Raw genomic sequence first — 21,364 nt, 5'->3', positions numbered from 1 at the left:
TTTTACTCAAATCCAGTACGGTCAACACTTACAACTTCCCAGTCTCTTGTATCTGCAATTTGTTTCCCATTTTGTTCAAGTAAAGTATTAAAATCAGGAACAAACACTTTTACAAAAGGCTTTGTTAATCTTAAAATATAGCCTACCCAGTAACAATAGGTCGAATTGGGACAAATAAAATACTTATTGCAACTATATAGCTGTAAAAAGTTGTCTTGAATATCCTGCTCCTCAACTATAATCGGGTTTTCAAAATGATACTGAGAATGGAGAAAAGGTACCAATTCTTCGCGACACCAGGTAACATCGTCTGAAGTAATTCGGATGGTTAACTGTTGGAATTTATCCCCTTCAATTGCTGCTATCTTGTCTAAACAAGAACCGATATACAACTGAGAATTATAACCGTAATTTTTTCTATTTCGTTCATTGAGAAAATCCGTTCTTCTAATGGCAATGGTCACATTTTTCTCTTCAAATCGAGCGGAAGCTGCTACCACTGGTTCAATCAAATACTCTCTACAAAAAGAGTCCAATTCTTCTGAAGAATAGTCAACACCTGCTTCTTGAAAATAACCAAAATCTTCTAATTCGGTACCATTTGCTTTTGAAAATAAGACAGCGGTTTTTGGAAAAAAGGTTTGGGCAAACTGAAAATATCCTGTTCGTAAGACATAACTTTCCTCATAGCCCATCATCCGATCTCTATGCGCTTGTAGTAGAAGATAGAGCAAATTTCCTAGTTGAAAACCTCTATTATTTTCGTAAATTTTCAAGATTAGAATCTCCTTTTTGCTTTGTAAAGTATTGTCCCAAAGTAGAAGCGTCAGGATTTTTTAATAAATTCTTTATTTGTCTACCTGTAAAAATTTCAGAATTATCGATACCCAATTTCACTCCATCAATCCTATTTAAATTCGATACTAGATGACGAGCCAAATCATTTATTGCTGTTACTTGATAGCACATCTCATCAGGATAAATATCAGAAATTGACTCTAAATCCTTCAACAGTTCATCAGGCAAAGGCTCTACTAAAGCCCATAACTGATCATTTACTTTTTGATAATATTTTTCTAACTCAGGCTTATCCAAAATAATATCATTTGAAATATAAGTCCATTGTCTAGAAAGCAAATCGTTGATAAAGCCCTTTTTCAGTGTCTTCCCATATAAGGTGTCCATAATATAAATAGTGTTCTTATTTTGATGAGCCTCAATCACGCCATTATAAATCTTTTGATGAATAGCGCTATATCTGGCGCCACTATCAAATACAGATTTAGTGGACACTAAAATCATATGACCTGTCTGAATGTTTTTTAGGACATTTACTAATTTCTCTATTTCCGCATCATCGTTTTTCAAACTTAAATTGGTTAATAATTTTTCTGATGACGGGGCAGTACAAATAACCACATCATAAAAACCTTTCAAAGCGTCTTCAATACTATTTCTATTGAAACAACTTAAATCAATATCAGATTTCTTCCTTAATGTATCAAATAAAACTTTCCCAACTGCACCTGTTGAACCTATTAAAGCAACTTTCTTCTTGCTTGATTCAATTATTTCAAGAACTTCTTTAAAAGTTTTAGCAACTTGGTCTTTTTCAGAAATGATTGGTTTTAAAAGAGAATCCCACGACAAATTAGCGTCTTTGTCTAATGGCGTAATACCTAAATAGTTTTTATGTGGATCATAATAGTCAGCAACCAGGTAATTCAATATCCCATTGTTAACTAACGACTGTGCACCATTAGCAACTCCGCCAGGGACAAAAACAGCCCTACCAGGTTTGACATCTATCACATCTACAGATTTGTAGGTTGGAGAATCTATTCGTAGATCGATAAAAATCATTTTAAAGCTACCAGATGCTACTGTCATCAATTTTTCATAGCCTTGACAGTGCATTCCTCTGATAACTCCCTGCTTTGAGACAGACACATTATTCTGAAGTTTATGATGAAAGAAGGATTCTGGCACTCCATTTTCAACCAAATCTTTTTTCCGCCAGTTCTCTAAAAAATAGCCACGCTCATCATGATGAAGAGGACTTTCAAAAACCAACAAACCTTGAATCTGTACTGAAATAGTTCTATCTATATCCATCTTTTCCCCTCTGTATTCATACCCAAAACGATTAATCCAGCTAAACTAAAGTCATTTTCATTATGTTTCTTAAATTATACCACTATATGGGTTCTCTAGCCAGATGAAGATCATTCTTTTTAAATATCAATATCTAAAATTATATATTTTTGTTAGGATGAAGAAAAAACCAAAAAAGAAAGGACTAAATTTGTCCTTTCTCGAGCTTAGCTTTTCTTCAACCCACTACAGTTGACAAAGAGCCCTTTTCTTCAACCCACTACAGTTGACAAAGAGACATTCTGTTTTATTCTTTTGAAGAACTGCTTGAGCTTGAATCTCCACCACCGATGTATTGAGTGAAGATATTTTGGAAGGCCTGGTCTTTAACCTTGATATTGGCTGCTTGCAATTCTTTTCCGATAATACTTTGAACAAATGATGCGTCGTTTTGTTTTTGAGTTAAGATAACAGTTTTTAATTTTTCTTTGTAGTCGTCAATATTAGATGATTTTTCTGTTTTCTTAATCAGTTTAACAATGTAATATTGGCTGCTGTATGCTTGTGTTCCAGTAACACTAATCACATCAGAAACACCGTTTACATCTAAAGCAAAAGCTGCTTTCTTAACTTGATCTGGTACTTCTGTTGAAGCAGAATCAAAAGTGATTTCTCCACCGTTAGCTTTGGTTTTCTCATCAGTTGAATTATCTTTAGCTAATTGAGCGAAATCTGCGCCACTTGCCTTAGCTTTTTCGAGGACTTCTTTCGCTTTATCCTCATTATCAAGACGAATGATTTGAGCCGTTACATCTGGAATGTACTCGTCAAAAGCCTTCTTATAAGCATCATCTGTCAATTCAGCTTCTGCTGCTTTCTTAACTGCCAACTCAACCAATTTACTTGTACGAATTTGAGCTTTACGTGTTTCAAGAGTCATTCCTGCTTGTGACAAGACACGTTGGTAGTTTTCACCATATTGTTTTTCTTCTTCGGCAATAGTGTCGTTGACTTCTTTGTCATCTACTTCTGAACCGTATTGTTTCTCAAATACTTTTTGGATGGTCAGGTTCAACAAGACTTGTTGTGCTGAAGGATTGCTTTTCACTTGCTCATAAAATTGATGTTCTGTGATAACATCTCCTTTCATGCTGATAAGATCTGCTCCTTCTGAACCTTTCGAACAAGCTGCTAAAGTTGCTACTGATAATAATGTAATGGCACCTGCCAATAGTTTTTTCTTCATGTCTACTCCTTTGAGATAAGTGTTACCCTATCTATTTTACTATATTTTCTTAAATTATTCTGAAAATCATTCGCTAACAGGTAATTGAACGTCTGCTAGATTTTTACGAAGCATAAGAATGCCGTCCCCTAAAGGTACTAATGTTGCAGTGAGTCCTGGATTGTCTAAGGTTGCATCAAATAATCTTTGAAGGCCTCGATAAATGGTTCGCTGGCCACGACGGACTTCCATAATGTCCTTGGCAACATCACCACCTTGGAAAATATCATCCAAGACAACCACACCTCCAACTTCCAAATGTTTGAGGATTTCTGGCAGAAAGACGATGTATTTAGACTTGGCAGAATCCATAAAGACGAAATCATAGGACTCTGTCAGCGTTGACAAGACATCTACCGCATCTCCTTCTAAAAGTGTGATTTGCTTGCGACTGTCAAACTGGGCAAAATTTTCCTTGGCAAAATCAATCATTTCTGGATTGCGGTCAATGGTTGTAATCTTGGCCTTTGGTGCATGTTCAGCCATCAAGAGGGCTGAAAAACCGATAGCCGTCCCAATTTCCAGAATGTTTTTAGGCTGCATGGTTTCCATGAGAAAACGGAAATAAGCAACCGTTTCATGGGGAATAATTGGAATATTTTCCTTACGGGCAAAATCTTCCAATTCTTTCAAATCGCCTGTGACTTGCTTTTGCCGCTGACGCATCAAGTTCACAATTTCTTCCTTGACAACAGGACGACGCATATTATGGTTGGCATTTTTACTATACGATTCAACCATCTTATGCCAATCCCAATTTTTCAACAAGGGCTTCAAACTCATTCAAACGACGTTCAAAGACTGCAAAAGCATCGTTGAGATAGTCTTCCTTCTCCATATCAACACCAGCTTTTCTCATGACATTAAGTGGATAGTCAGATTTACCTGCCTTGAGGTAGTCGATATAGCGGTCACGGTCTTCTTGACTACCATGGACAATTTTTTCAGCCAAGGCTGAAGCTGCTGCAAAGCCTGTTGAATATTGATATACATAGTAGTTATAGTAGAAGTGTGGAATGCGTGCCCACTCGTATTGGATTTCAGGATTGTCTTCCTTACTCAAACCATAATACTCTTGGTTCAAGTCTGCGTAGAGTTTATTTAAGAAATCGCTTGTCAAGACTTCACCATTTTGATCCGCTTGGTGAATCGCGTGTTCAAACTCAGCAAATTGAGTTTGGCGGAAAACTGTTCCACGGAAACCGTCTAGGAAGTTATTGAGAATAGCAAAACGCGTTGCGTCGTCTTCCACTTCTTCCAATAATTTCTCCGTCAAGATATTTTCATTGGTAGTTGAAGCGATCTCAGCCAAGAAGATAGAATAATCTCCGTAAACATAAGGCTGCGTTTCACGAGTATAGCTTGAATGCATACTATGACCTGTCTCATGGACAAGGGTAAAGAGATTGTCTAGATTGTCCTGCCAGTTAAGGAGCATAAAGGCATTGGTATCGTAAGAACCACCAGAGTAGGCACCTGAACGCTTGCCTTGATTTTCGTAAACATCAATCCAACGCTCGCTAAAGGCACGTTTAACACGGCTCAAGTAATCCTCACCCAAGACTGCCAAGGCATCTTCTGCCTTTTTCAAGGCTTCTTGGTAGGTGAAACTGTATTCAACAGATGAAAGCGGTGTGTAGACATCGTACATCTTGAGGTCTGAAATTCCCAAGATTTTTGAACGAAGCTCAAGGTAACGATGCAAGAGTGGCAAGTGCTTGCGAACTGCTGCTACCAAATTGTCATAAACACTCTCCGGAACAAAATTGGCCGCTAGGGCTGCATGACGAGCACTCTTATAGTTACGAACTTTGGCACGGTAGTTTTGCACCTTAACATTGGTTTGCAAGGTTTTGGCATAGGTATGTTGGTATTGTTCATAAGTCGCATAAAGTGCTTGATAAGCGCCACGGCGAACCTCACGATTTTTAGATTCCATCAAACGTGTGTAAGTTCCATGAGAGAGCTGCACTTCTTTACCGTCATCGTCGAGAACATAAGGGAACACAATATCCGCATTGTCCAAGATAGCAAAGGTTTCACTTGCCGAACCAAAGATTTCTCCAGCTCCAGCCAATAATTCTTCTTCACGTTGTGAAAGAACGTGTTCCTTGCCTTGTAAAAGCTTGTCAAAATAGTGTTGATAAACCTGCAATTTTGGTTGAGCCTCTAAAAAGTCAGCATACTGCTTTTCACTAATTTCCATAAATTCAGGCTCATAGAATGAAAAGGCTTGGTCCAGCTGGCTGTATAGAGTCATTGCCTTGGCATAGTACTCTTGGTACTTGGCTTCACGAGTGTCCTGGTCATTTTTCATATGAGCATAAACGTAAAGCTTCTCCATTTGGCGTTCCATCTCAAAAGAAAATTCAGTAATTTCGAGTAGGCTATCCGCACTATCCAAGAGATAGCCTTCATACTGGGCTACTGTCTCCAATTGTTCTGTTAACTCTTTTAAGGCTTCTTCCCAAGCCTGGTCAGTTGGGTAAATCGTTGATAGATCCCATGTATCTTTTTCATTTATTTCATGTCTTTGTAATACCATTAGATTCCTCCATCCTTTCTATTCTACCATATTTTTCAAGAAATATTGCTGATAAAAGGCTGGTGGATAAAGCTTTTGCCAATCATTTTGAGGATTTTCTTGGTAATAGGTGTAAAAGTGCTGATAATAGCTGGTCAAATCTTGCTCAATCTGGAAAAATTTGCCTACTAGTGGCCGAATTTGTGGATACCATTCTTTTAGCCCATAAGTCAGGAGATTTTCTCCCTTCTGATAGGCTTCTGCTTGTTCTTTCATCCAAAAGGGATGTTGATAGTACAGCTGTTGCCGGATATAGCGACAGATGTCCTTGTCCTGGGAAACGGTAAAATGCGATATTTTTTGTTTCTTATAGGGAAGACGTAATATCTCCAGTAGACTAGCTTGACCATAGGGAAATTCCTTAATCTGATAATGAAGTTTACCTCGGAGATCTTGGTGAATCAGGTATTTGAGTCTTAAAACTTGCTTTTTACTTTCTAATTCCCAAACATAAAATCCCATGTTTTGACTGAAGTATAGAAAACCTTGTTGCAGACGAGTCAAACGATCCTTGAGCCAAAGTTTTTCCCCCAGCAACCACAGTACTTGGTAACCCTGACTACGATAGCCCTCACTACGTTCTTTAAGAACTTTTTGAGGCAAGGGACTACACTGAACTTCTAGAACTAGATTGCCATTTACAAATACATCCGCAATCTGTTTAAGCTCTGGAAGCGGGTATTCTAATTGCACCTCTGCCTCTTTTTTCAACCAGTGATAGAGGACTTCCTTATTTGCCAGGTGTTCTGGACTTTCATTTTCAGAGGAAAAATCACAGTCTTTTAAGGTTTTGTGGGCAAAATGGGCCCGGACACTTGGTCCTTGACGCAAACGGAGCTGACCTCCACAAGCTGGGCAGGTGTATGCTTGCTTCTCAAGCTTATCCTCTAACACATTTACCAGCTGCCCCCTAGCATTTCTAGCAACAAACATGATTTCCCTCCTTTTCTATATTATTCGTAAAAAAGAAAAAAGACCAGGAAATTTCCTAATCTTCATTCATGTTTATTTAATTTTTTTAGCTAGCATGGTCGCAAATCGTAGTTGAATACGATTGCCATTCTCATCACGACGGTGAAGATGGCCTGGATTTTCATTGTACTTAACCAATTCCCAGTCCTTGTAATAGTCTGCCAGTTCCCCTTCCTTAAAAGTAAATGGGAAGTTCACTGAGCAAGGATAGTCCTCCGTATCCATGGCACAAACGATAAGATTGTAGCCACCAACAGTGGTTTTATCCTGCATGTTTTTGATAATTGCAGGAATGCGATCTGCTTGCAGAAACATCAAAACAACTGTCGATATGATGAAATCATAGTCTTGCCCAATGCTAGCTGAATTGATATCGTAAAGACCAACAGGCATATCCAGGTCTTCCTGCTCAACAATGCTTTGCAAGATTTCAAGAGATAATTCATTTTGATCTACAGCTGTAACATCAAAACCATTCTGTGCAAGAAAGAGAGAGTTACGGCCCTGACCACAGCCCAAATCCAAGGCTTTTCCTGGTTTTACTGTCTGCATTGCCTCTAGTACCTCTGAATGAACCGGATTGGTATTGTATTTCTTAGGGAAATAATCCTCAGGTTTACAATAAAATTCTAAATACCATTCTACATCATCTGTTACAGCCTCCACTCGGTGCCAGGCTTGTGGTTGTGCCATGGGATTCTCAGCCCCTGCTTCAAAGAGGTGCTCAGCTAAAACCTCACCATATTCTGTCAATTCAATAAACTTGAGAGTTCCCTTCAAAACAGTAATTTTCCCCCAAGTCCCAACCTTGGTATTGTGTTTCTGCTGAACAGCCTCTGGCATGGTTTCTTTAGTCCACAAAGGCATACGTTTATAGGCAACTAGTTTTTCCATCTTCATTTCCTCTTTTTATCGCTGATTAACAGCTTTCATAACACGCGCGATGTCGCGGTTTTGCTCACGTCGTTTGATAGACTCCCGTTTATCATAGTCATGCTTCCCTTTAGCTAAACCTAAAAGGAGTTTAGCGTAACCATCTTTGATATAGACCTTAAGGGGAACCAGGGTCATTCCTGTTCCTTTAGTCTCTTGTTCTAATTTTTGGATTTGTTTCTTATGGAGCAGGAGTTTACGACGACGTTCTGGTTCTTGGTTCCAGATATTGCCCTCTTCGTAAGGAGCAATATGAACATTGCTCAACCAGACCTCCCCATTTTTTACTTGGGCAAAGCCATCCTTGAGATTGATTCGAGCTGCTCGTACACTCTTGATTTCAGTTCCAGTCAGGACCATCCCTGCCTCTAGCGTATCTACGATTGTATAGTCGTGACGCGCCTTTTTATTTTGTGCGACGACCTTTCCCTCGCCCTTTGCCATGCTTGGCTCCTTTCTTAGCTACTTCCTTGTAAAAAGGTTTCTTGCCCTTTTTCTTCTTGTCTTTTTGTGAATGCTTGCGCTTATCATTTGAGCGTCCTGATTTTCTCTTGTCTTCCTTCTTATCTGAACGACGATTTGAACCACGCCCTCTGTCTTTGCAACCAGCTTGTTTCAAGCCTTTTTCAATCACATCAAACTCACTTGGGATGTAAGAAAAGTCAATTTCACCCGTCATCTTGTCGGCTCTTTCAACTCGGATACGGATTTGCTGACCTACACGGAAGGTTGTACCCGATTTCTCCCCAAGCAGGGTCAAATCACGTTCATTGAAATGATAAAATTCAGGTAGATTAGTGATGTGAATCAAGCCCTCAACTGTATTCGGCAATTCAACAAAGAGACCAAACTTGACAATACTTGATACAACCGCATCGTATTCTTCGCCTACGTATTCTTCCATATACTCAGCCTTTTTCATGGCTTCGACTTCACGCTCAGCCTCAATGGCACGACGTTCACGGTTGGAAGACTGGGTCGCAATCTCTGGAATCACTTGCTCAAAATGCTCTGCTATTTCCTTAGAACGGCTGTAATCACGAATCATACGGTGAACAAGAAGGTCTGGATAACGACGAATCGGACTGGTAAAGTGAGTGTAATAGTCAGCAGCAAGGCCATAGTGGCCGTGATTGTGCTCCGAATAGCGAGCCTGCTGCATAGAGCGAAGAAGCATCATGGACAATACATCTGCATAAGGTTCCCCCTCAACAGCACGCATGATGTCTTGGAGGGCCTCCTGGCTAATCTCACTGGCAGTCCCATAAATACGCAAGCCAAAACTCGAAGCATAATCAATAAACTTCTGAACTTTTTCAGCCTTAGGCTCCTCGTGAATTCGATAGATGAAAGGTAGATCCAGCTTGCTAAAATGCTCGGCAACTGTTTCATTGGCCATCAGCATAAAGGATTCAATCATGCGCTCAGCAACACCACGCTGACGAAGAACGATATCAACAGGCTTACCTTGCTTATCCACTAAAATCTTAGCTTCATTGGTATCGAAATTGAGGGCACCACGTTTCACACGCATGTTTTCTAAAATTTCATGAAGCTTGGCCATGAGTTCGATACTAGGGACAATTTTCTGATATTCTTGTCTCTTTTCCACGTCGCCAGCTAGAATATCATTAACATCGTTATAGGTCATACGGAAGCTTGTCTTGATTACCGTTTGTGTAATGGTGTAATTGACCACACGACCATGTTTATCAATCTCCATAATGGCAGACTGGGTTAGGCGATCAACTTGAGGATTGAGGGAGCAGATACCATTTGACAGTCGTTCTGGAAGCATTGGGACCACACGGTCTGTCACATAGACAGAAGTTGCACGATTAAGGGCTTCCTTATCAAGGGCAGACCCCTCAGTCACATAGTAGGAAACATCTGCGATGTGAACACCGAGCTCCAAATTCCCATTTTTTAAAGCCTTGATATGCACCGCATCGTCCAAGTCTTTGGCGTCAGCACCGTCAATGGTAAAGGTAATCTCATCTCTTAGATCCAGACGGCCTTCCATATCCTTTTGAGACGGAACATCAGGCACACTTTCTGCTTCCTTGACAACAGCCTCTGGAAATTCTGAGACAATGTCCATAGACTCCAAAACCTCAAGAACATCAATTCCGACATCCGTTGAATGCCCCACCACATCTAGAACACTCGCGACAAAGAAATCATGTTTCTTGCTTGGGTATTTGTCGATAAAGACCTTGAGAACTTCTGTTCCCTCCAGTTTAAGGGCTGGTTTTTTTACATAAATCGGTTGGCTGATTTTCTGATTTTTCGAACGGATGTAGCCAGCATACTTAGGTTTTTCCTGATCTAGAACGATTTGACCGACAACAGTTGTCAAACTGTGTTCTAGGATATCGATAATTTTGGCTTCCGCCGCTGTTCCCTTGTTACGATCAGCGACTTTCTTGATGACAACCTCAACAGTATCGCCATCAATAGCATAGTTGACATCGTTTTTACCTACAAAAAGGTCGTCCTCCTCGCCTTCTAGACTGACAAAACCAAAGCCATTTTTATGGGCATGAAAAATCCCCTTGAGAGTAATCTCATGTTTTTTCTTAACTTCTAAGGTCAGAGTACCATCTTCTTCAAAACGAATCTGGTGCTTTCTTTCCATTAAGGATAAGGTTTTAATCAACTCACGAAAATCCTTGGAACCGTCTTTTCCCAAAGCCTGAGCCAAGTCATTGACAGTTACCTTTCCCTTATCTTGCAAATATTCTTTTATTCTATCTTTCATATTTTCTTTCTAGATTTTTTAATTTTCTTTTACTGTAAAACCTTTTCAAACATCCTTTAAAAATAAAAAGAGGCAAAGACCTAGTCCTGCCCATTATTTTCTTATCTACTTGATAATACCGTCAATGCTAAGGCAATGGCTAGCCAGAAAAAGACTAAAATCCCTGTCAAACGCTGCATTACAGCTTCAAAACCGCGTGCTTTACTGCGTTCAAACAAATCACCTGAGCTGGCATCAAATACATTGCTGGATTGGTTTTTGGTTGGTTGCATGAAAATCGCAATCACAATCACAACAGATAATACTAATAAAATGGTTAATAATAGGTTATACATATCAAACTCCTTAAAATCCCTATTATTTTACCATAAAATCTACTTAGATTCAAGATGTAGGGTTACTTTTCTTTCCTTGGGACAATACTTTAAAACCTCAATCTTGTCTGGATGGGTTTTGGAATTTTTACTGGTTAGGTAATTGATACTGCCACAAGAGGAGCACTTGAGATTAATTTTTACTCGCACTAGATTTCCTTTACTTTTAATAATGTTCGAAATTGAAGAAGGTTAAAGAGACAACTAAAGGCAACACAAAGGCTTGTCGCATAAAAGACTGCATGGTAGCCAAATTGACCTGCTACTGCAGAACCTGCCATGGGACCAACGACACCTCCCAGATAAAAGAATACCTGATTGAAGGCAAATACCCTCGAAATACCAGCTTTGGGCGTCATCTTGCTGAGAAGGGCATTAACTCCGGGAATCAAGGCACCGGTTCCCAATCCAAAGAGGAAACGATAAAGTCCTAGTTGAAGCGGGCTAGAGGCATTGGCACAGAGGAGATAGATGATGACTGAATAAAACTGGGCTACAATCAAGAGGCGATGGTTGCCAACCTTGTCACCTAGCTTTCCCATAACTCCTGCACTCATCATACTGGAAAAGCCCATACTGGATACAATCAAACCAGAGACAAAAAGAAGATTCTCTGTCTGGCCTAAGTCGCGCACATACAGAGCTAAGATAGGGCCGATTGATTGGGCTGAAAATTGGATGACAAAACTGGTCAGAAAGAGGTTGATCAAAAGATAGGGATATTTAACTGATGTAAATAATTCCTTTGTTGGGATGGACTTTTCCTTGGCTACTGGTTGAAAATCTTCCTTGATAAAGAAAATAGTCAAAACAGCAGCTAAAAATAGAAAACTACCAACCAGTAAGAAAACAGTACGAATACCAAATAATTCTGCGATAAAGCCGCCAATAAAAGGACCAGTTAGAGTACCTGCAACTACGACTGTAGACAAAGTACCTAAGGCAGAGCCTGATTTCTCCTTGGAAACCTGACTGGCTATCAAGGCCGTTGCATTAGGAACAAAACCCGCAAATACACCATTTAGTAAACGAAGAAAGATTAACCAATAAATATTTGGCACAAAGGCCAAGCCTCCCATAGTGATAGTCATGGCCAGACCAGCACGAATCATCATGGGTTTTCGACCATATTTATCAGCAAGAATCCCCCAGATAGGAGAAAAGAGCGCCGCCGAAATAGCAGAGACAGAAATAGCTAATCCTGCATAAAAAGCGACTTGCTCACTCCCTACACCTAGATTTTCCACGAAGATGGGCATAAAAGGCACAACCAAAGAAATACTGGCTCCAGTCAGAAAATTACCAAACCAGGCAATGCGCAGATTATCCTTCCAGTTAATCTCTGTCATCTTGCCTACCTCCCTCAAGCAGGGAGAACACCTGAGTAAGAAGCTGATCCTGATTGCCATTGTTGTTTAAAACATGGCTAGCCAAACCTTTCTTTTTTTCTAAAGACCACTGGGCTGCCAGACGAAACTCAGCTTCATTTTTGGACAACTGGTCTCTTTTCATTAAACGTTCTACTTGGGTATCTCGGTCCACATAGACCAACCACGTCTCATCAAACCAAGCGCTGTAGTCCTGCTCAAAAAGCAGGGGAATATCCATGAAAAAAATCTCTTCTGTCTGAACCAACTGGTCTCTCAAAGTAGCCAGTTCTTCACGAATAATCTCCCCTTGGATTCGCTTAGACCATTCTCGTTCCTCAGGATTTGAAAAGATGAGACTAGCTAGGAGAGGGCGATTGAGTTCTCCATTTTCTAGAATGATTTCTTGACCAAAATGCTGAACTAGAGCCTCAAACAGACGACCACCAGGTTTCTGTAGTTGGTGGACGACTGCATCGGCATCCACCACTTGAAAACCTTGCTGTCTAAGAAAATTTGTCACAGTTGACTTACCCGAGGCAATTCCTCCTGTGATTCCGATGATTTTTCCCATCAGTCCCTCCTTTGACAGTTTGGACAAAAGTGGGTGCCTCGTCTGCCTAGTTGGATTTTTTCAATCACAGTGCCACAGCGTACACATTCTTGACCAGCCTTGTCATAGACCTGATGAAAATCCTGCATGGTTCCATCTTCCCCAAAGGCATTGGTATAAGTCCGAATGGTGGAACCACCTTTTTCAACAGCCTGACCCAAAACAGCGATGGTCTGGTCATGAATGGCTGTCGCTTCTGCTACTGTCAAAGTTTGCGAAGGTCTTGCTGGATGAACCTGAGCTCGCCAGAGGACTTCATCCACATAAATATTGCCAAGACCAGCAACCAAGGTCTGGTCTAAAAGGTGGGATTTGATAGGCTTTTTGGACTTGGCTAGAGCAGTTTGAAAGACCTGCAAATCAAATTCTTCTTCGTTTGGCTCAGGCCCTAATTTTTTAGAAATAAAGTAGGCTTCTAAAAGATCAGGGGCCAAGAGTTCCATAGTACCAAACTTGCGTACATCCTCATAAACAAGCATTCCACCGTCCTCAAACTGGAAGAAAACATGGGCATGCTTGCGTTCAGGAACCTGGTCCGGATAATAAAAATACTTGCCCTCCATGCGCAAATGGGAAATCAAGACCTTGTCTGTCAAGTAGAAAAGCAAATATTTTCCACGACGCCCCATTGACTCAACAATCTGACCAGGCACTTCCTTTTGAAACTCGTCCAAATCCGTCTTAATCATCTTGGGATAACGAATTTCCATACTCGAAATCTTCTTACCCAAAATCAATTTTTCTAAGCCACGGCGAACAGTTTCAACCTCTGGTAATTCAGGCATAAGTCCTCCTTCTGTAAAAACAAGAAGCAGGCATGAGCCCACCTCTACTTAGTATTCTTTTTCATTATAGCCAAAGTCAGCCAAATCTAGTTTTTTATCACGCCAGTTTTTCTTAACCTTGACCCAAGTTTCTAGGAAGACCTTGTCTCCTAGCATGAGCTCGATATCACGACGGGCCATGCTACCAATTTTCTTAAGCATAGCGCCACCTTTACCGATGATAATCCCTTTCTGACTATCGCGCTCCACCATGATGGTTGCACGGATGTGCACCTTGTCTGTCTCTTCGTCTCGTTTCATAGAATCCACAACTACAGCAACTGAGTGAGGAATCTCTTCACGCGTTAAATGAAGAACCTTCTCACGAACCATTTCTGAAACCAAGAATCGTTCTGGATGGTCTGTGATTTGATCAGATGGGAAATATTGGAAACCTTCGTCCAGATTTTCACTCAAAATATCCACTAGACGAGAGACGTTATTCCCTTGAAGAGCTGAGATTGGAACGATTTCCTTAAAGTCCATTTGATTACGAAAATCATCAATCTGAGACAAAAGCCGGTCTGGATGAACCTTATCGATCTTGTTCACCACCAGAATAACAGGAACCTTAGCAGCCTTGAGACGCTCGATAATCATATCGTCCCCCTTACCACGCGCTTCATCAGCAGGCACCATGAAAAGAACGGTATCCACTTCACGAAGGGTGCTATAGGCAGATTCGACCATGAAATCTCCGAGAGCTGTTTTAGGTTTGTGAATCCCTGGTGTGTCGATAAAGACAATTTGCTCCTTATCAGTTGTGTAAATTCCCATAATTTTGTTGCGCGTTGTCTGCGCCTTGTCACTCATAATGGCAATCTTTTGCCCCATGACATGATTTAAAAAAGTTGACTTCCCAACGTTGGGACGTCCTAAAATGGCTACAAAGCCTGATTTAAAAGTCATAATTTCCTCTTGCTATTTAAAATAATAAATCCCAGATTCGTGGGAGAAAAATCAATGCGCCTGTTAAGGCTGCGAAAAGAGAGACCACTAATACCGCGCCAGCCGCCATATCCTTGGCATTTTTAGCCAGCATAGAAAAGTGATAGTGACTGGCCAAATCCACCACATTCTCGATAGCAGAATTGATAATTTCAAAGGCTACTACCAAAAAAATGCTCAATAGGAGAAAGAGCCATTCGATTCGTGACACCTGAAAAACAAAACCTGCGAGGATGACCACGAGAGCCGTCACCGCATGTTTTCGCATATTGCGTTCTTCCTTGATAGCAGTAAAAATTCCTGTGATGGCAAATTCTAAACTGGATATCAGGTCACGATTTTTCCATTTTCGTTTATTGTCTTGTGAGTCCATAGGCTGTCAAAATTTCTTCTTGTAAACCGAACATCTCCGCTTCTTCTTCCGGAGTGTAGTGATCATAGCCGTTGATATGTAAAAAGCCGTGCACTGCCAAGAAGCCCATCTCACGCTCAAAGCTGTGGCCATATTCCTCAGCCTGCTCATGAGCCTTATCAATAGAGATGAACAATTCCCCAATATAGGCATCAAACTCAGACATCATCTCTGCCAATTCTGGATTTTCAAGTAAATCCTCTTCGTCAAAGGCAATTTCCAACTCTGGCTTGTATTCAAGGCTGATAACATCTGTCGGACGGTCTGTGTCACGGTACTCCAGATTGAGTTCATGACTACGTTCATTGGTCACAAAGGTAACTGCCATCTCCTTGTCTTCTTTGCCTAATTTTTGGGCTGCAAATTCCAAAATTTCTTGGGTTTGTTGCAACATTTCTTTTGAAACTTGACCAGTTTCATCTACCATTTCAATATACATGTGCTTCTCGTTTCTCTTTACTTGGCTTTATTATACCACATTTCCATGATTTTATTCTACCTTTTTGATATAATACTATGGAATACAATCACAAGGAGAGAACGATGTCATTTGACGGATTTTTTTTACACCACATGGTTGAGGAATTGCGAAGAGAGTTGGTTAATGGTCGCATTCAAAAAATCAATCAGCCTTTTGAACAAGAGTTGGTCTTGCAAATCCGCAGCAATCGCCAAAGCCATCGTCTGCTTCTTTCTGCCCATCCTGTTTTTGGACGCATTCAGCTGACCCAAACGACTTTTGAAAATCCAGCCCAACCTTCTACCTTTATCATGGTTTTGAGAAAGTATTTGCAGGGCGCCCTAATTGAGTCGATTGAGCAAGTGGAAAATGACCGTATTGTGGAAATGACAGTTTCCAATAAAAACGAGATTGGAGACCATATCCAGGCTACCTTGATTATCGAAATTATGGGGAAACACAGTAATATTCTACTGGTTGATAAAAGCAGTCATAAAATCCTCGAAGTTATCAAACATGTTGGCTTTTCACAAAATAGTTACCGCACCTTGCTTCCTGGGTCGACCTACATCGCTCCGCCAAGTACGGAATCTCTCAATCCTTTTACGATCAAGGACGAGAAACTCTTTGAAATCCTACAAACACAGGAAACAACAGCTAAAAACCCTCAAAGCCTCTTTCAAGGTCTGGGACACGATACGGCAAATGAATTGGAAAGGATACTGGTTAGTGATAAACTATCTACTTTCCGTAACTTTTTCAATCAAGAAACCAAACCATGCTTGACTGAGACTTCCTTCAGTCCAGTTCCTTTTGCAAATCAGGCGGGAGAGCCTTTTGCCAGTCTTTCTGATTTGCTGGACACTTACTATAAGGATAAGGCTGAGCGTGACCGCGTCAAACAGCAAGCCAGTGAACTCATTCGTCGTGTTGAAAATGAACTTCAGAAAAACCGCCACAAACTCAAAAAACAAGAAAGAGAGTTACTGGCGACAGACAATGCTGAAGAATTTCGTCAAAAAGGAGAATTGTTGATAACCTTCCTCCACCAAGTGCCTAACGACCAAGACCAGGTTATCCTAGACAACTACTACACCAACCAACCTATCACGATTGCACTTGATAAGGCTCTGACTCCCAACCAGAATGCCCAACGCTATTTTAAACGGTATCAAAAACTCAAAGAAGCTGTCAAATACTTAACTGATTTGATTGAAGAAACCAAGGCAACCATTCTCTATCTGGAAAGTGTGGAGACCGTCCTCAACCAAGCTGGACTGGAAGAAATCGCTGAAATCCGTGAAGAATTGATTCAAACAGGTTTTATCCGCAGAAGACAACGGGAGAAAATCCAGAAACGCAAAAAACCAGAACAATATCTGGCCAGCGATGGCAAAACCATCATCTATGTCGGCCGAAACAACCTACAAAACGAGGAGCTAACCTTTAAAATGGCCCGCAAGGAGGAACTTTGGTTCCATGCCAAGGACATTCCTGGAAGCCATGTTGTCATCTCAGGAAATCTTGACCCATCTGATGAAGTCAAGACAGACGCAGCAGAGTTAGCTGCCTACTTCTCTCAAGGTCGCCTGTCAAATCTGGTGCAGGTAGATATGATTGAAGTCAAGAAACTCAACAAACCAACTGGCGGAAAACCAGGCTTTGTCACTTACACAGGACAAAAGACCCTCCGTGTCACACCAGACCCAGAAAAAATCGCATCCATGAAAAAATCCTGATTTTACTTAAAATCAGGATTTTTAACTTACTATTCACTCAGATCATATTCATACTCAATGAAAATCAGAGAGCAAACTAGAAAGCTAGCCGCAGGCTGCTCAAAGCACTGCTTTGAGGTTGTAGATAAGACTGACAAAGTCAGCTCAAAACACTGTTTTGAAGTTGCAGATAGAACTGACAAAGTCAGTAACCATATATAATCCAAGTCGACGCTGACGTAGTTTGAAGAGATTTTCGAAGAGTATCAATTATAGGACTAATCTTTGCCCCCTAATTTCTCGTTGATTTTCATCATCACACTAGCAATTTTTTCGCCCCAATAAGGGTCTGAGGCATATTCCACATTCATACCAGACGCCTTGTTTCCAAGGAAAGTTCTGCCCCTATCGATATAATTTTCCTTAATCCACTTGGTTGCACCTAAAATTCCCTTATCCACATCATCAAATGTTTTAGCAGAAAGGTAAGGTGTCGTATCATAGGCTGTAATGCCAAAGAAATTGTTCTTATCTTTGGCAATCTTGCTACGTCCCCAGTCGCTTTCTAAGGCGCTATGAGCAAGGAGGTAAAGTGCATTGATATGGTAATGTTCTTCGGCTTCCTTAAAGGTAGCTCCCTTATTTTCCAAGAGACTGTTATCAATATTTAACAAACTAAATACCTTATCCAAGTCTTCAGCACTGTAGTTTGTAGCTTCTGTCAAGTCTTTGAAAAGGAAGGGATTTTCAAGGTTAAAACCATAAAAATGCAGTCCATCTGCCGAATAATATTTCTTACCTACTTCCATATCAGAAAGATGAGAAGATACTGGAATGCTAGCATTCTGAGCTACATAGTGATAAAAACGGTGTCCATCACTCTCATAATAAGGGATAAAATCCTTGCTAGCATCTAGTGCTTGTAAATCTTCTGTTTTCATATAGCCTGACAAACCAGAAATAGTAATAGCCAAGCGCTTGTCATCACTTTTTCTATCCTTATCTAGCCAAACAACACTACCTTGCGATATATAGGAGAGCTTTTCACCATCTGCATTATAAATATTTGCTGTGACAGGTACTACTTGATAATAAGCAGCATTTTCATTTGTAGCTTTTTCTCCAAGCCATTTACCGTCGCTTCCTAGCTGATGACCATCAATAGTCTCATTTTTTGCCATATAGCCAGCAGATTTGAAGTAGTACCAGGCTTGATTTTTAGAATCGTATACCCATTCTTTCTCAGCCATTTTGCCATCAGATTTGAGATAAAACCATGACTCCTTATCCAAAATCCATTCATTGGCTGCCATATAGCCACCGGATTTTAGATAATAATAGTGACCATTTTCGAAAATCCATTCTTTATCAGCATGATTTCCATTTTCTTTGATATAAAACCAAGATTGGTATTGTTTGTCAAAAAGCCAACCTTGCTGTACTTTAGCGCCACTAGCACTCACATAAGCCTGTTCAATCCACTGACTTGTCAGTAAATAACCACCAGATTTGAAATAATAGTCCTTGCCCTTAATTTGGAGCCATTCTTTCTCTGCGTGTTGTCCATCTGCTTTGATATAAAACCAAGCATCATATTGAGAATCATAGACCCAGTCTTCTATTACCTTGGCACCTGTAGCACCGACATAGGAAGCTCCTAGCCAAGCATTTCTTTTCATCTTTCCATCTTGGTCAAGATAATAGAGGACTCCCTTGTCTTCTACCCATTCTGACTTGGCCATATAGCCACCAGATTTGAGGTAAAAATAGTCATCACCTTGCTTTAGCCATTCATTTTCAGCATAGTTGGCATCTTCTTTTATATAAAACCAAGATTGATAGTGAGCATCAAAAACCCACTCATTAGCTGCTTGACTCCCATCTGCTTTCAGGTATTGTTTTCCTTGCCAAGTACCATCACTAGCCATTGCACTCTCTGGTCTGGCTAAGAAAAATAGCAGAGCTAAAAAAACAAATCTCAATTTCTTCATAAACTTTCTTCCTCTGTTCTTTCTATTTTATTGTATCAAAATTCTCTATAATCAACATTACAAACTGATAAAAAATCAAGAACAGATTGATTGCAGTTTACCTCAGAGACTCTTTTACTTCCTTGCGTAGATCTTCCAGACTGCTAATGCCGTATTTGTCCATGGCTTTTGGCAGATTTTCGATGATATCAGGACAGGCATATGGATTGGTAAAGTTGGCTGTTCCAACTCCAATAGCAGATGCTCCAGCCAGATACATTTCTAGGGCAGCTTCTGCCGAATCCACTCCCCCCATTCCAATGATAGGCAGGTCTGTTGTTTGGGCGACTTGGCGGATGAGTTTGAGGGCTACTGGAAAGACTGCTGGACCAGACATTCCACCTGTTCCATTGGCCAAGATTGGTTTTCTTGTTTTGAGGTCAAAGCGCATACCAACCAGAGTATTGATCATGGTTAAGCCACTTGCCCCCGCATCTTCTGCAGCTTTTGCGACAGTAACGATATCGGTCACACTAGGGGTTAATTTGACATAAACTGGCACATCAGAAGCTTCCACAGCTGCTTTCACCACATCATAAGCCAGATCAGGGTCTTGACCAATCAAGAGTCCATGATTACAGTGATCTACGTTGGGACAAGAAATATTGAGCTCAATAGCCTTCACATTAGCTGCCTTGGAAATACCATGAGAAACAGCAGCATACTCTTGTTTTGAAAAACCAGCTACATTGGCGATAATAGGAAGATTTGGATACTCTCTTTCTAGCCAAGGTAACTTTTCAGCCAAAACAACTTCCAAACCAGGATTTTGCAGGCCGATTGCATTGAGCATGCCAGCAGGTGTTTCTGCCACCCTTGGAGTTGGATTGCCAAAGCGTGGTTCAAGGGTTGTCGCCTTGATCATAATAGAACCCAAAAGGTCTAAATCATAATACTTGGCATACTCTTGGCCAAAACCAAAACAGCCTGATGCTGGAATAATGGGATTTTTCAAATTCAGGCCTGGTAGAGAAACTTGTAAACGATTTGTAGTCATGATTTTCTCCTTATAATACAACTGTTCCTGTACGGAAAACAGGGCCATCTTCACAGACGCGTTGACTGACCGTCTCGCTTTCTGGCACTTTTAAGACACAGGCATAGCAAGCCCCCATCCCACAAGCCATACGAGATTCTAGAGATAGATAGGCTCTTGGGTGGTCATAAAAGGTTTGATTGATATACTTCATCATTCCAGGCGCCCCACATGAGTAAACAGCATCAAATTGATTGTCTAAATCCTTGATAACAACGGAAACATTCCCCTTGATGCCATAAGAACCATCATCTGTCGTTACAAAGACCTGACCATATTGGGCCAATTCCGTTTCCAAAATGACAGCATCCTTGTTAGCAAAACCAAGGACAGTCACTACTTTCACACCACGTGCATGCAATTCCTTGGCTACTTCCAGCAAGGGTGGAACACCAATCCCACCACCAACGAGGAGAACTTGGCTCTGGTTATCCAAGTCAGACAAGTCAAAACCATTCCCCTGAGGTCCCATCACATCAAGAGTATCTCCCTGACTTAAGGTTGAAAAAATAGCTGTACCAGCACCTTCAATCCGATAAATGAGGTGACACTGCTTCTTTACCTTATCAATAGACGAAATTGAAATAGGACGACGCAAAAGATGGGCATCATCAGGCACACGCAGATGAAGGAATTGGCCTGCTCGCATAGCTTCAACCATTTCTCCTTCTAGAACTAATTCAAAGATTGCTGGCGCGATTTCCTCCTGTGCAACCACCTTCATGGTTTCCAAACGAATTGCACCCAAACGTTTCTTACATGTGGGATTCATGACTTTTCCTCCTTAAATTTTAAGGGGACCAGATAAAGAAAAGACCTTGCTAGTGCAAGGCCTCAGTTAAAATCGTACAACAGAAGAGAGCACACTCAAAAAGTCTCCTCTAGAAAATTGTACTATTCTTTTATCTGACACCTTGTGAGTCTCTCTGGACTCCCCTTAAAGGTTAAATTTT

General features: G+C 40.7%; 21 protein-coding genes. 1 reads left to right on the top strand and 20 read right to left on the bottom strand.

Annotation, left to right across the window (positions count from 1 at the left end; translation table 11 throughout):
* Nucleotides 1-2: 2 nt before the first annotated feature.
* From M1F55_RS06355 to ybeY, 17 genes are all read right to left on the bottom strand, one after another.
* Nucleotides 3-776, bottom strand: a complete 774-nt coding sequence (locus tag M1F55_RS06355; protein ID WP_247947507.1) for an alpha-1,2-fucosyltransferase — start codon at nt 774-776, stop codon at nt 3-5.
* Entirely contained in the window at nt 757-2,115 is a 1,359-nt protein-coding gene (locus M1F55_RS06350) for a dTDP-4-dehydrorhamnose 3,5-epimerase family protein (RefSeq protein WP_247947506.1), read from the bottom strand. The genes M1F55_RS06355 and M1F55_RS06350 overlap by 20 nt, the downstream gene beginning before the upstream one ends.
* A gap of 286 nt (nt 2,116-2,401) precedes the next feature.
* Nucleotides 2,402-3,340 (bottom strand): peptidylprolyl isomerase PrsA, encoded by a 939-nt coding sequence (prsA, locus tag M1F55_RS06345; protein WP_247947505.1) that lies wholly within the window; start codon nt 3,338-3,340, stop codon nt 2,402-2,404.
* Between the two features lie 66 nt (nt 3,341-3,406).
* Nucleotides 3,407-4,120, bottom strand: coding sequence for an O-methyltransferase (locus M1F55_RS06340; protein ID WP_247947504.1), 714 nt, complete (start codon nt 4,118-4,120; stop codon nt 3,407-3,409).
* A 1-nt stretch (nt 4,121) separates the two neighbouring features.
* Nucleotides 4,122-5,924 carry an oligoendopeptidase F gene (gene pepF / locus M1F55_RS06335; RefSeq protein WP_247947503.1) on the bottom strand — a complete coding sequence of 601 codons (1,803 nt, stop codon included), beginning with the start codon at nt 5,922-5,924 and terminating at the stop codon, nt 4,122-4,124.
* Between the two features lie 18 nt (nt 5,925-5,942).
* Entirely contained in the window at nt 5,943-6,896 is a 954-nt protein-coding gene (locus tag M1F55_RS06330) for a competence protein CoiA (protein ID WP_247947502.1), read from the bottom strand.
* Nucleotides 6,897-6,968: 72 nt separating this feature from the next.
* The gene (gene tehB / locus M1F55_RS06325; RefSeq protein ID WP_049543521.1) at nt 6,969-7,829 is read right to left on the bottom strand and encodes an SAM-dependent methyltransferase TehB; all 861 of its coding nucleotides are present in this window, start codon (nt 7,827-7,829) and stop codon (nt 6,969-6,971) included.
* A 15-nt stretch (nt 7,830-7,844) separates the two neighbouring features.
* Entirely contained in the window at nt 7,845-8,312 is a 468-nt protein-coding gene (gene smpB / locus M1F55_RS06320) for an SsrA-binding protein SmpB (protein ID WP_001051750.1), read from the bottom strand.
* Complete coding sequence (rnr, locus tag M1F55_RS06315; protein ID WP_000654876.1) at nt 8,275-10,629, bottom strand: ribonuclease R; 2,355 nt, start codon at nt 10,627-10,629, stop codon at nt 8,275-8,277. Before rnr ends, smpB begins: the two co-directional genes overlap by 38 nt.
* A gap of 101 nt (nt 10,630-10,730) precedes the next feature.
* Nucleotides 10,731-10,964, bottom strand: coding sequence for a preprotein translocase subunit SecG (secG, locus tag M1F55_RS06310; protein WP_000282517.1), 234 nt, complete (start codon nt 10,962-10,964; stop codon nt 10,731-10,733).
* A gap of 39 nt (nt 10,965-11,003) precedes the next feature.
* Nucleotides 11,004-11,153: a 50S ribosomal protein L33 gene (rpmG, locus tag M1F55_RS06305; protein ID WP_001809104.1), complete on the bottom strand. Its 150-nt coding sequence runs from the start codon at nt 11,151-11,153 to the stop codon at nt 11,004-11,006.
* Nucleotides 11,153-12,352 carry a multidrug efflux MFS transporter PmrA gene (locus tag M1F55_RS06300; protein WP_125442772.1) on the bottom strand — a complete coding sequence of 400 codons (1,200 nt, stop codon included), beginning with the start codon at nt 12,350-12,352 and terminating at the stop codon, nt 11,153-11,155. Before M1F55_RS06300 ends, rpmG begins: the two co-directional genes overlap by 1 nt.
* A complete protein-coding gene (gene coaE / locus M1F55_RS06295) occupies nt 12,339-12,944 on the bottom strand; it encodes a dephospho-CoA kinase (RefSeq protein WP_247947501.1) in 606 nt (201 codons plus the stop codon). The genes M1F55_RS06300 and coaE overlap by 14 nt, the downstream gene beginning before the upstream one ends.
* Nucleotides 12,944-13,768, bottom strand: a complete 825-nt coding sequence (mutM, locus tag M1F55_RS06290; protein ID WP_033684995.1) for a DNA-formamidopyrimidine glycosylase — start codon at nt 13,766-13,768, stop codon at nt 12,944-12,946. Before mutM ends, coaE begins: the two co-directional genes overlap by 1 nt.
* A 48-nt stretch (nt 13,769-13,816) precedes the next feature.
* Nucleotides 13,817-14,716, bottom strand: a complete 900-nt coding sequence (gene era, locus M1F55_RS06285) for a GTPase Era (RefSeq protein WP_247947500.1) — start codon at nt 14,714-14,716, stop codon at nt 13,817-13,819.
* A gap of 16 nt (nt 14,717-14,732) precedes the next feature.
* Nucleotides 14,733-15,128, bottom strand: a complete 396-nt coding sequence (locus tag M1F55_RS06280; protein ID WP_000378157.1) for a diacylglycerol kinase family protein — start codon at nt 15,126-15,128, stop codon at nt 14,733-14,735.
* The gene (gene ybeY / locus M1F55_RS06275) at nt 15,109-15,606 is read right to left on the bottom strand and encodes an rRNA maturation RNase YbeY (protein WP_000275156.1); all 498 of its coding nucleotides are present in this window, start codon (nt 15,604-15,606) and stop codon (nt 15,109-15,111) included. The genes M1F55_RS06280 and ybeY overlap by 20 nt, the downstream gene beginning before the upstream one ends.
* 104 nt (nt 15,607-15,710) lie before the next feature.
* Here ybeY and pavA point away from each other — a divergent pair, with 104 nt between their 5' ends.
* Complete coding sequence (gene pavA, locus M1F55_RS06270; protein ID WP_247947499.1) at nt 15,711-17,366, top strand: Rqc2 family fibronectin-binding protein PavA; 1,656 nt, start codon at nt 15,711-15,713, stop codon at nt 17,364-17,366.
* A gap of 257 nt (nt 17,367-17,623) precedes the next feature.
* Here pavA and M1F55_RS06265 read toward each other — a convergent pair whose 3' ends face one another.
* The 3 genes from M1F55_RS06265 to M1F55_RS06255 all read right to left on the bottom strand — a co-directional run bounded on the left by M1F55_RS06265 (nt 17,624) and on the right by M1F55_RS06255 (nt 21,183).
* Nucleotides 17,624-19,336 carry a glucosaminidase domain-containing protein gene (locus tag M1F55_RS06265; protein WP_247947498.1) on the bottom strand — a complete coding sequence of 571 codons (1,713 nt, stop codon included), beginning with the start codon at nt 19,334-19,336 and terminating at the stop codon, nt 17,624-17,626.
* A gap of 97 nt (nt 19,337-19,433) precedes the next feature.
* Nucleotides 19,434-20,420 (bottom strand): dihydroorotate dehydrogenase, encoded by a 987-nt coding sequence (locus tag M1F55_RS06260; RefSeq protein ID WP_247947497.1) that lies wholly within the window; start codon nt 20,418-20,420, stop codon nt 19,434-19,436.
* Nucleotides 20,383-21,183: a dihydroorotate dehydrogenase electron transfer subunit gene (locus tag M1F55_RS06255; protein WP_101782197.1), complete on the bottom strand. Its 801-nt coding sequence runs from the start codon at nt 21,181-21,183 to the stop codon at nt 20,383-20,385. The genes M1F55_RS06260 and M1F55_RS06255 overlap by 38 nt, the downstream gene beginning before the upstream one ends.
* Between the last annotated feature and the right edge of the window lie 181 nt (nt 21,184-21,364).

This window comes from Streptococcus mitis (assembly GCF_023109235.1).
GTDB classification, from domain to species: Bacteria; Bacillota; Bacilli; order Lactobacillales; family Streptococcaceae; genus Streptococcus; species Streptococcus mitis_DA.
This window is presented reverse-complemented; position numbering and strand designations above follow the sequence as displayed.

Bases quoted from the DNA above. Each gene is read 5' to 3' on its own strand.
- tehB (WP_049543521.1), bottom strand. From the start codon at position 7,829: ATGGAAAAACTAGTTGCCTATAAACGTATGCCTTTGTGGACTAAAGAA.
- ybeY (WP_000275156.1), bottom strand. From the start codon at position 15,606: ATGTATATTGAAATGGTAGATGAAACTGGTCAAGTTTCAAAAGAAATG.
- coaE (WP_247947501.1), bottom strand. From the start codon at position 12,944: ATGGGAAAAATCATCGGAATCACAGGAGGAATTGCCTCGGGTAAGTCA.
- M1F55_RS06260 (WP_247947497.1), bottom strand. From the start codon at position 20,420: ATGGCCCTGTTTTCCGTACAGGAACAGTTGTATTATAAGGAGAAAATC.
- prsA (WP_247947505.1), bottom strand. From the start codon at position 3,340: ATGAAGAAAAAACTATTGGCAGGTGCCATTACATTATTATCAGTAGCA.
- M1F55_RS06265 (WP_247947498.1), bottom strand. From the start codon at position 19,336: ATGAAGAAATTGAGATTTGTTTTTTTAGCTCTGCTATTTTTCTTAGCC.
- mutM (WP_033684995.1), bottom strand. From the start codon at position 13,768: ATGCCTGAATTACCAGAGGTTGAAACTGTTCGCCGTGGCTTAGAAAAA.
- M1F55_RS06330 (WP_247947502.1), bottom strand. From the start codon at position 6,896: ATGTTTGTTGCTAGAAATGCTAGGGGGCAGCTGGTAAATGTGTTAGAG.
- secG (WP_000282517.1), bottom strand. From the start codon at position 10,964: ATGTATAACCTATTATTAACCATTTTATTAGTATTATCTGTTGTGATT.
- pepF (WP_247947503.1), bottom strand. From the start codon at position 5,924: ATGGTATTACAAAGACATGAAATAAATGAAAAAGATACATGGGATCTA.
- M1F55_RS06300 (WP_125442772.1), bottom strand. From the start codon at position 12,352: ATGACAGAGATTAACTGGAAGGATAATCTGCGCATTGCCTGGTTTGGT.
- rnr (WP_000654876.1), bottom strand. From the start codon at position 10,629: ATGAAAGATAGAATAAAAGAATATTTGCAAGATAAGGGAAAGGTAACT.
- smpB (WP_001051750.1), bottom strand. From the start codon at position 8,312: ATGGCAAAGGGCGAGGGAAAGGTCGTCGCACAAAATAAAAAGGCGCGT.
- M1F55_RS06280 (WP_000378157.1), bottom strand. From the start codon at position 15,128: ATGGACTCACAAGACAATAAACGAAAATGGAAAAATCGTGACCTGATA.
- M1F55_RS06340 (WP_247947504.1), bottom strand. From the start codon at position 4,120: ATGGTTGAATCGTATAGTAAAAATGCCAACCATAATATGCGTCGTCCT.
- pavA (WP_247947499.1), top strand. From the start codon at position 15,711: ATGTCATTTGACGGATTTTTTTTACACCACATGGTTGAGGAATTGCGA.
- M1F55_RS06350 (WP_247947506.1), bottom strand. From the start codon at position 2,115: ATGGATATAGATAGAACTATTTCAGTACAGATTCAAGGTTTGTTGGTT.
- M1F55_RS06255 (WP_101782197.1), bottom strand. From the start codon at position 21,183: ATGAATCCCACATGTAAGAAACGTTTGGGTGCAATTCGTTTGGAAACC.
- era (WP_247947500.1), bottom strand. From the start codon at position 14,716: ATGACTTTTAAATCAGGCTTTGTAGCCATTTTAGGACGTCCCAACGTT.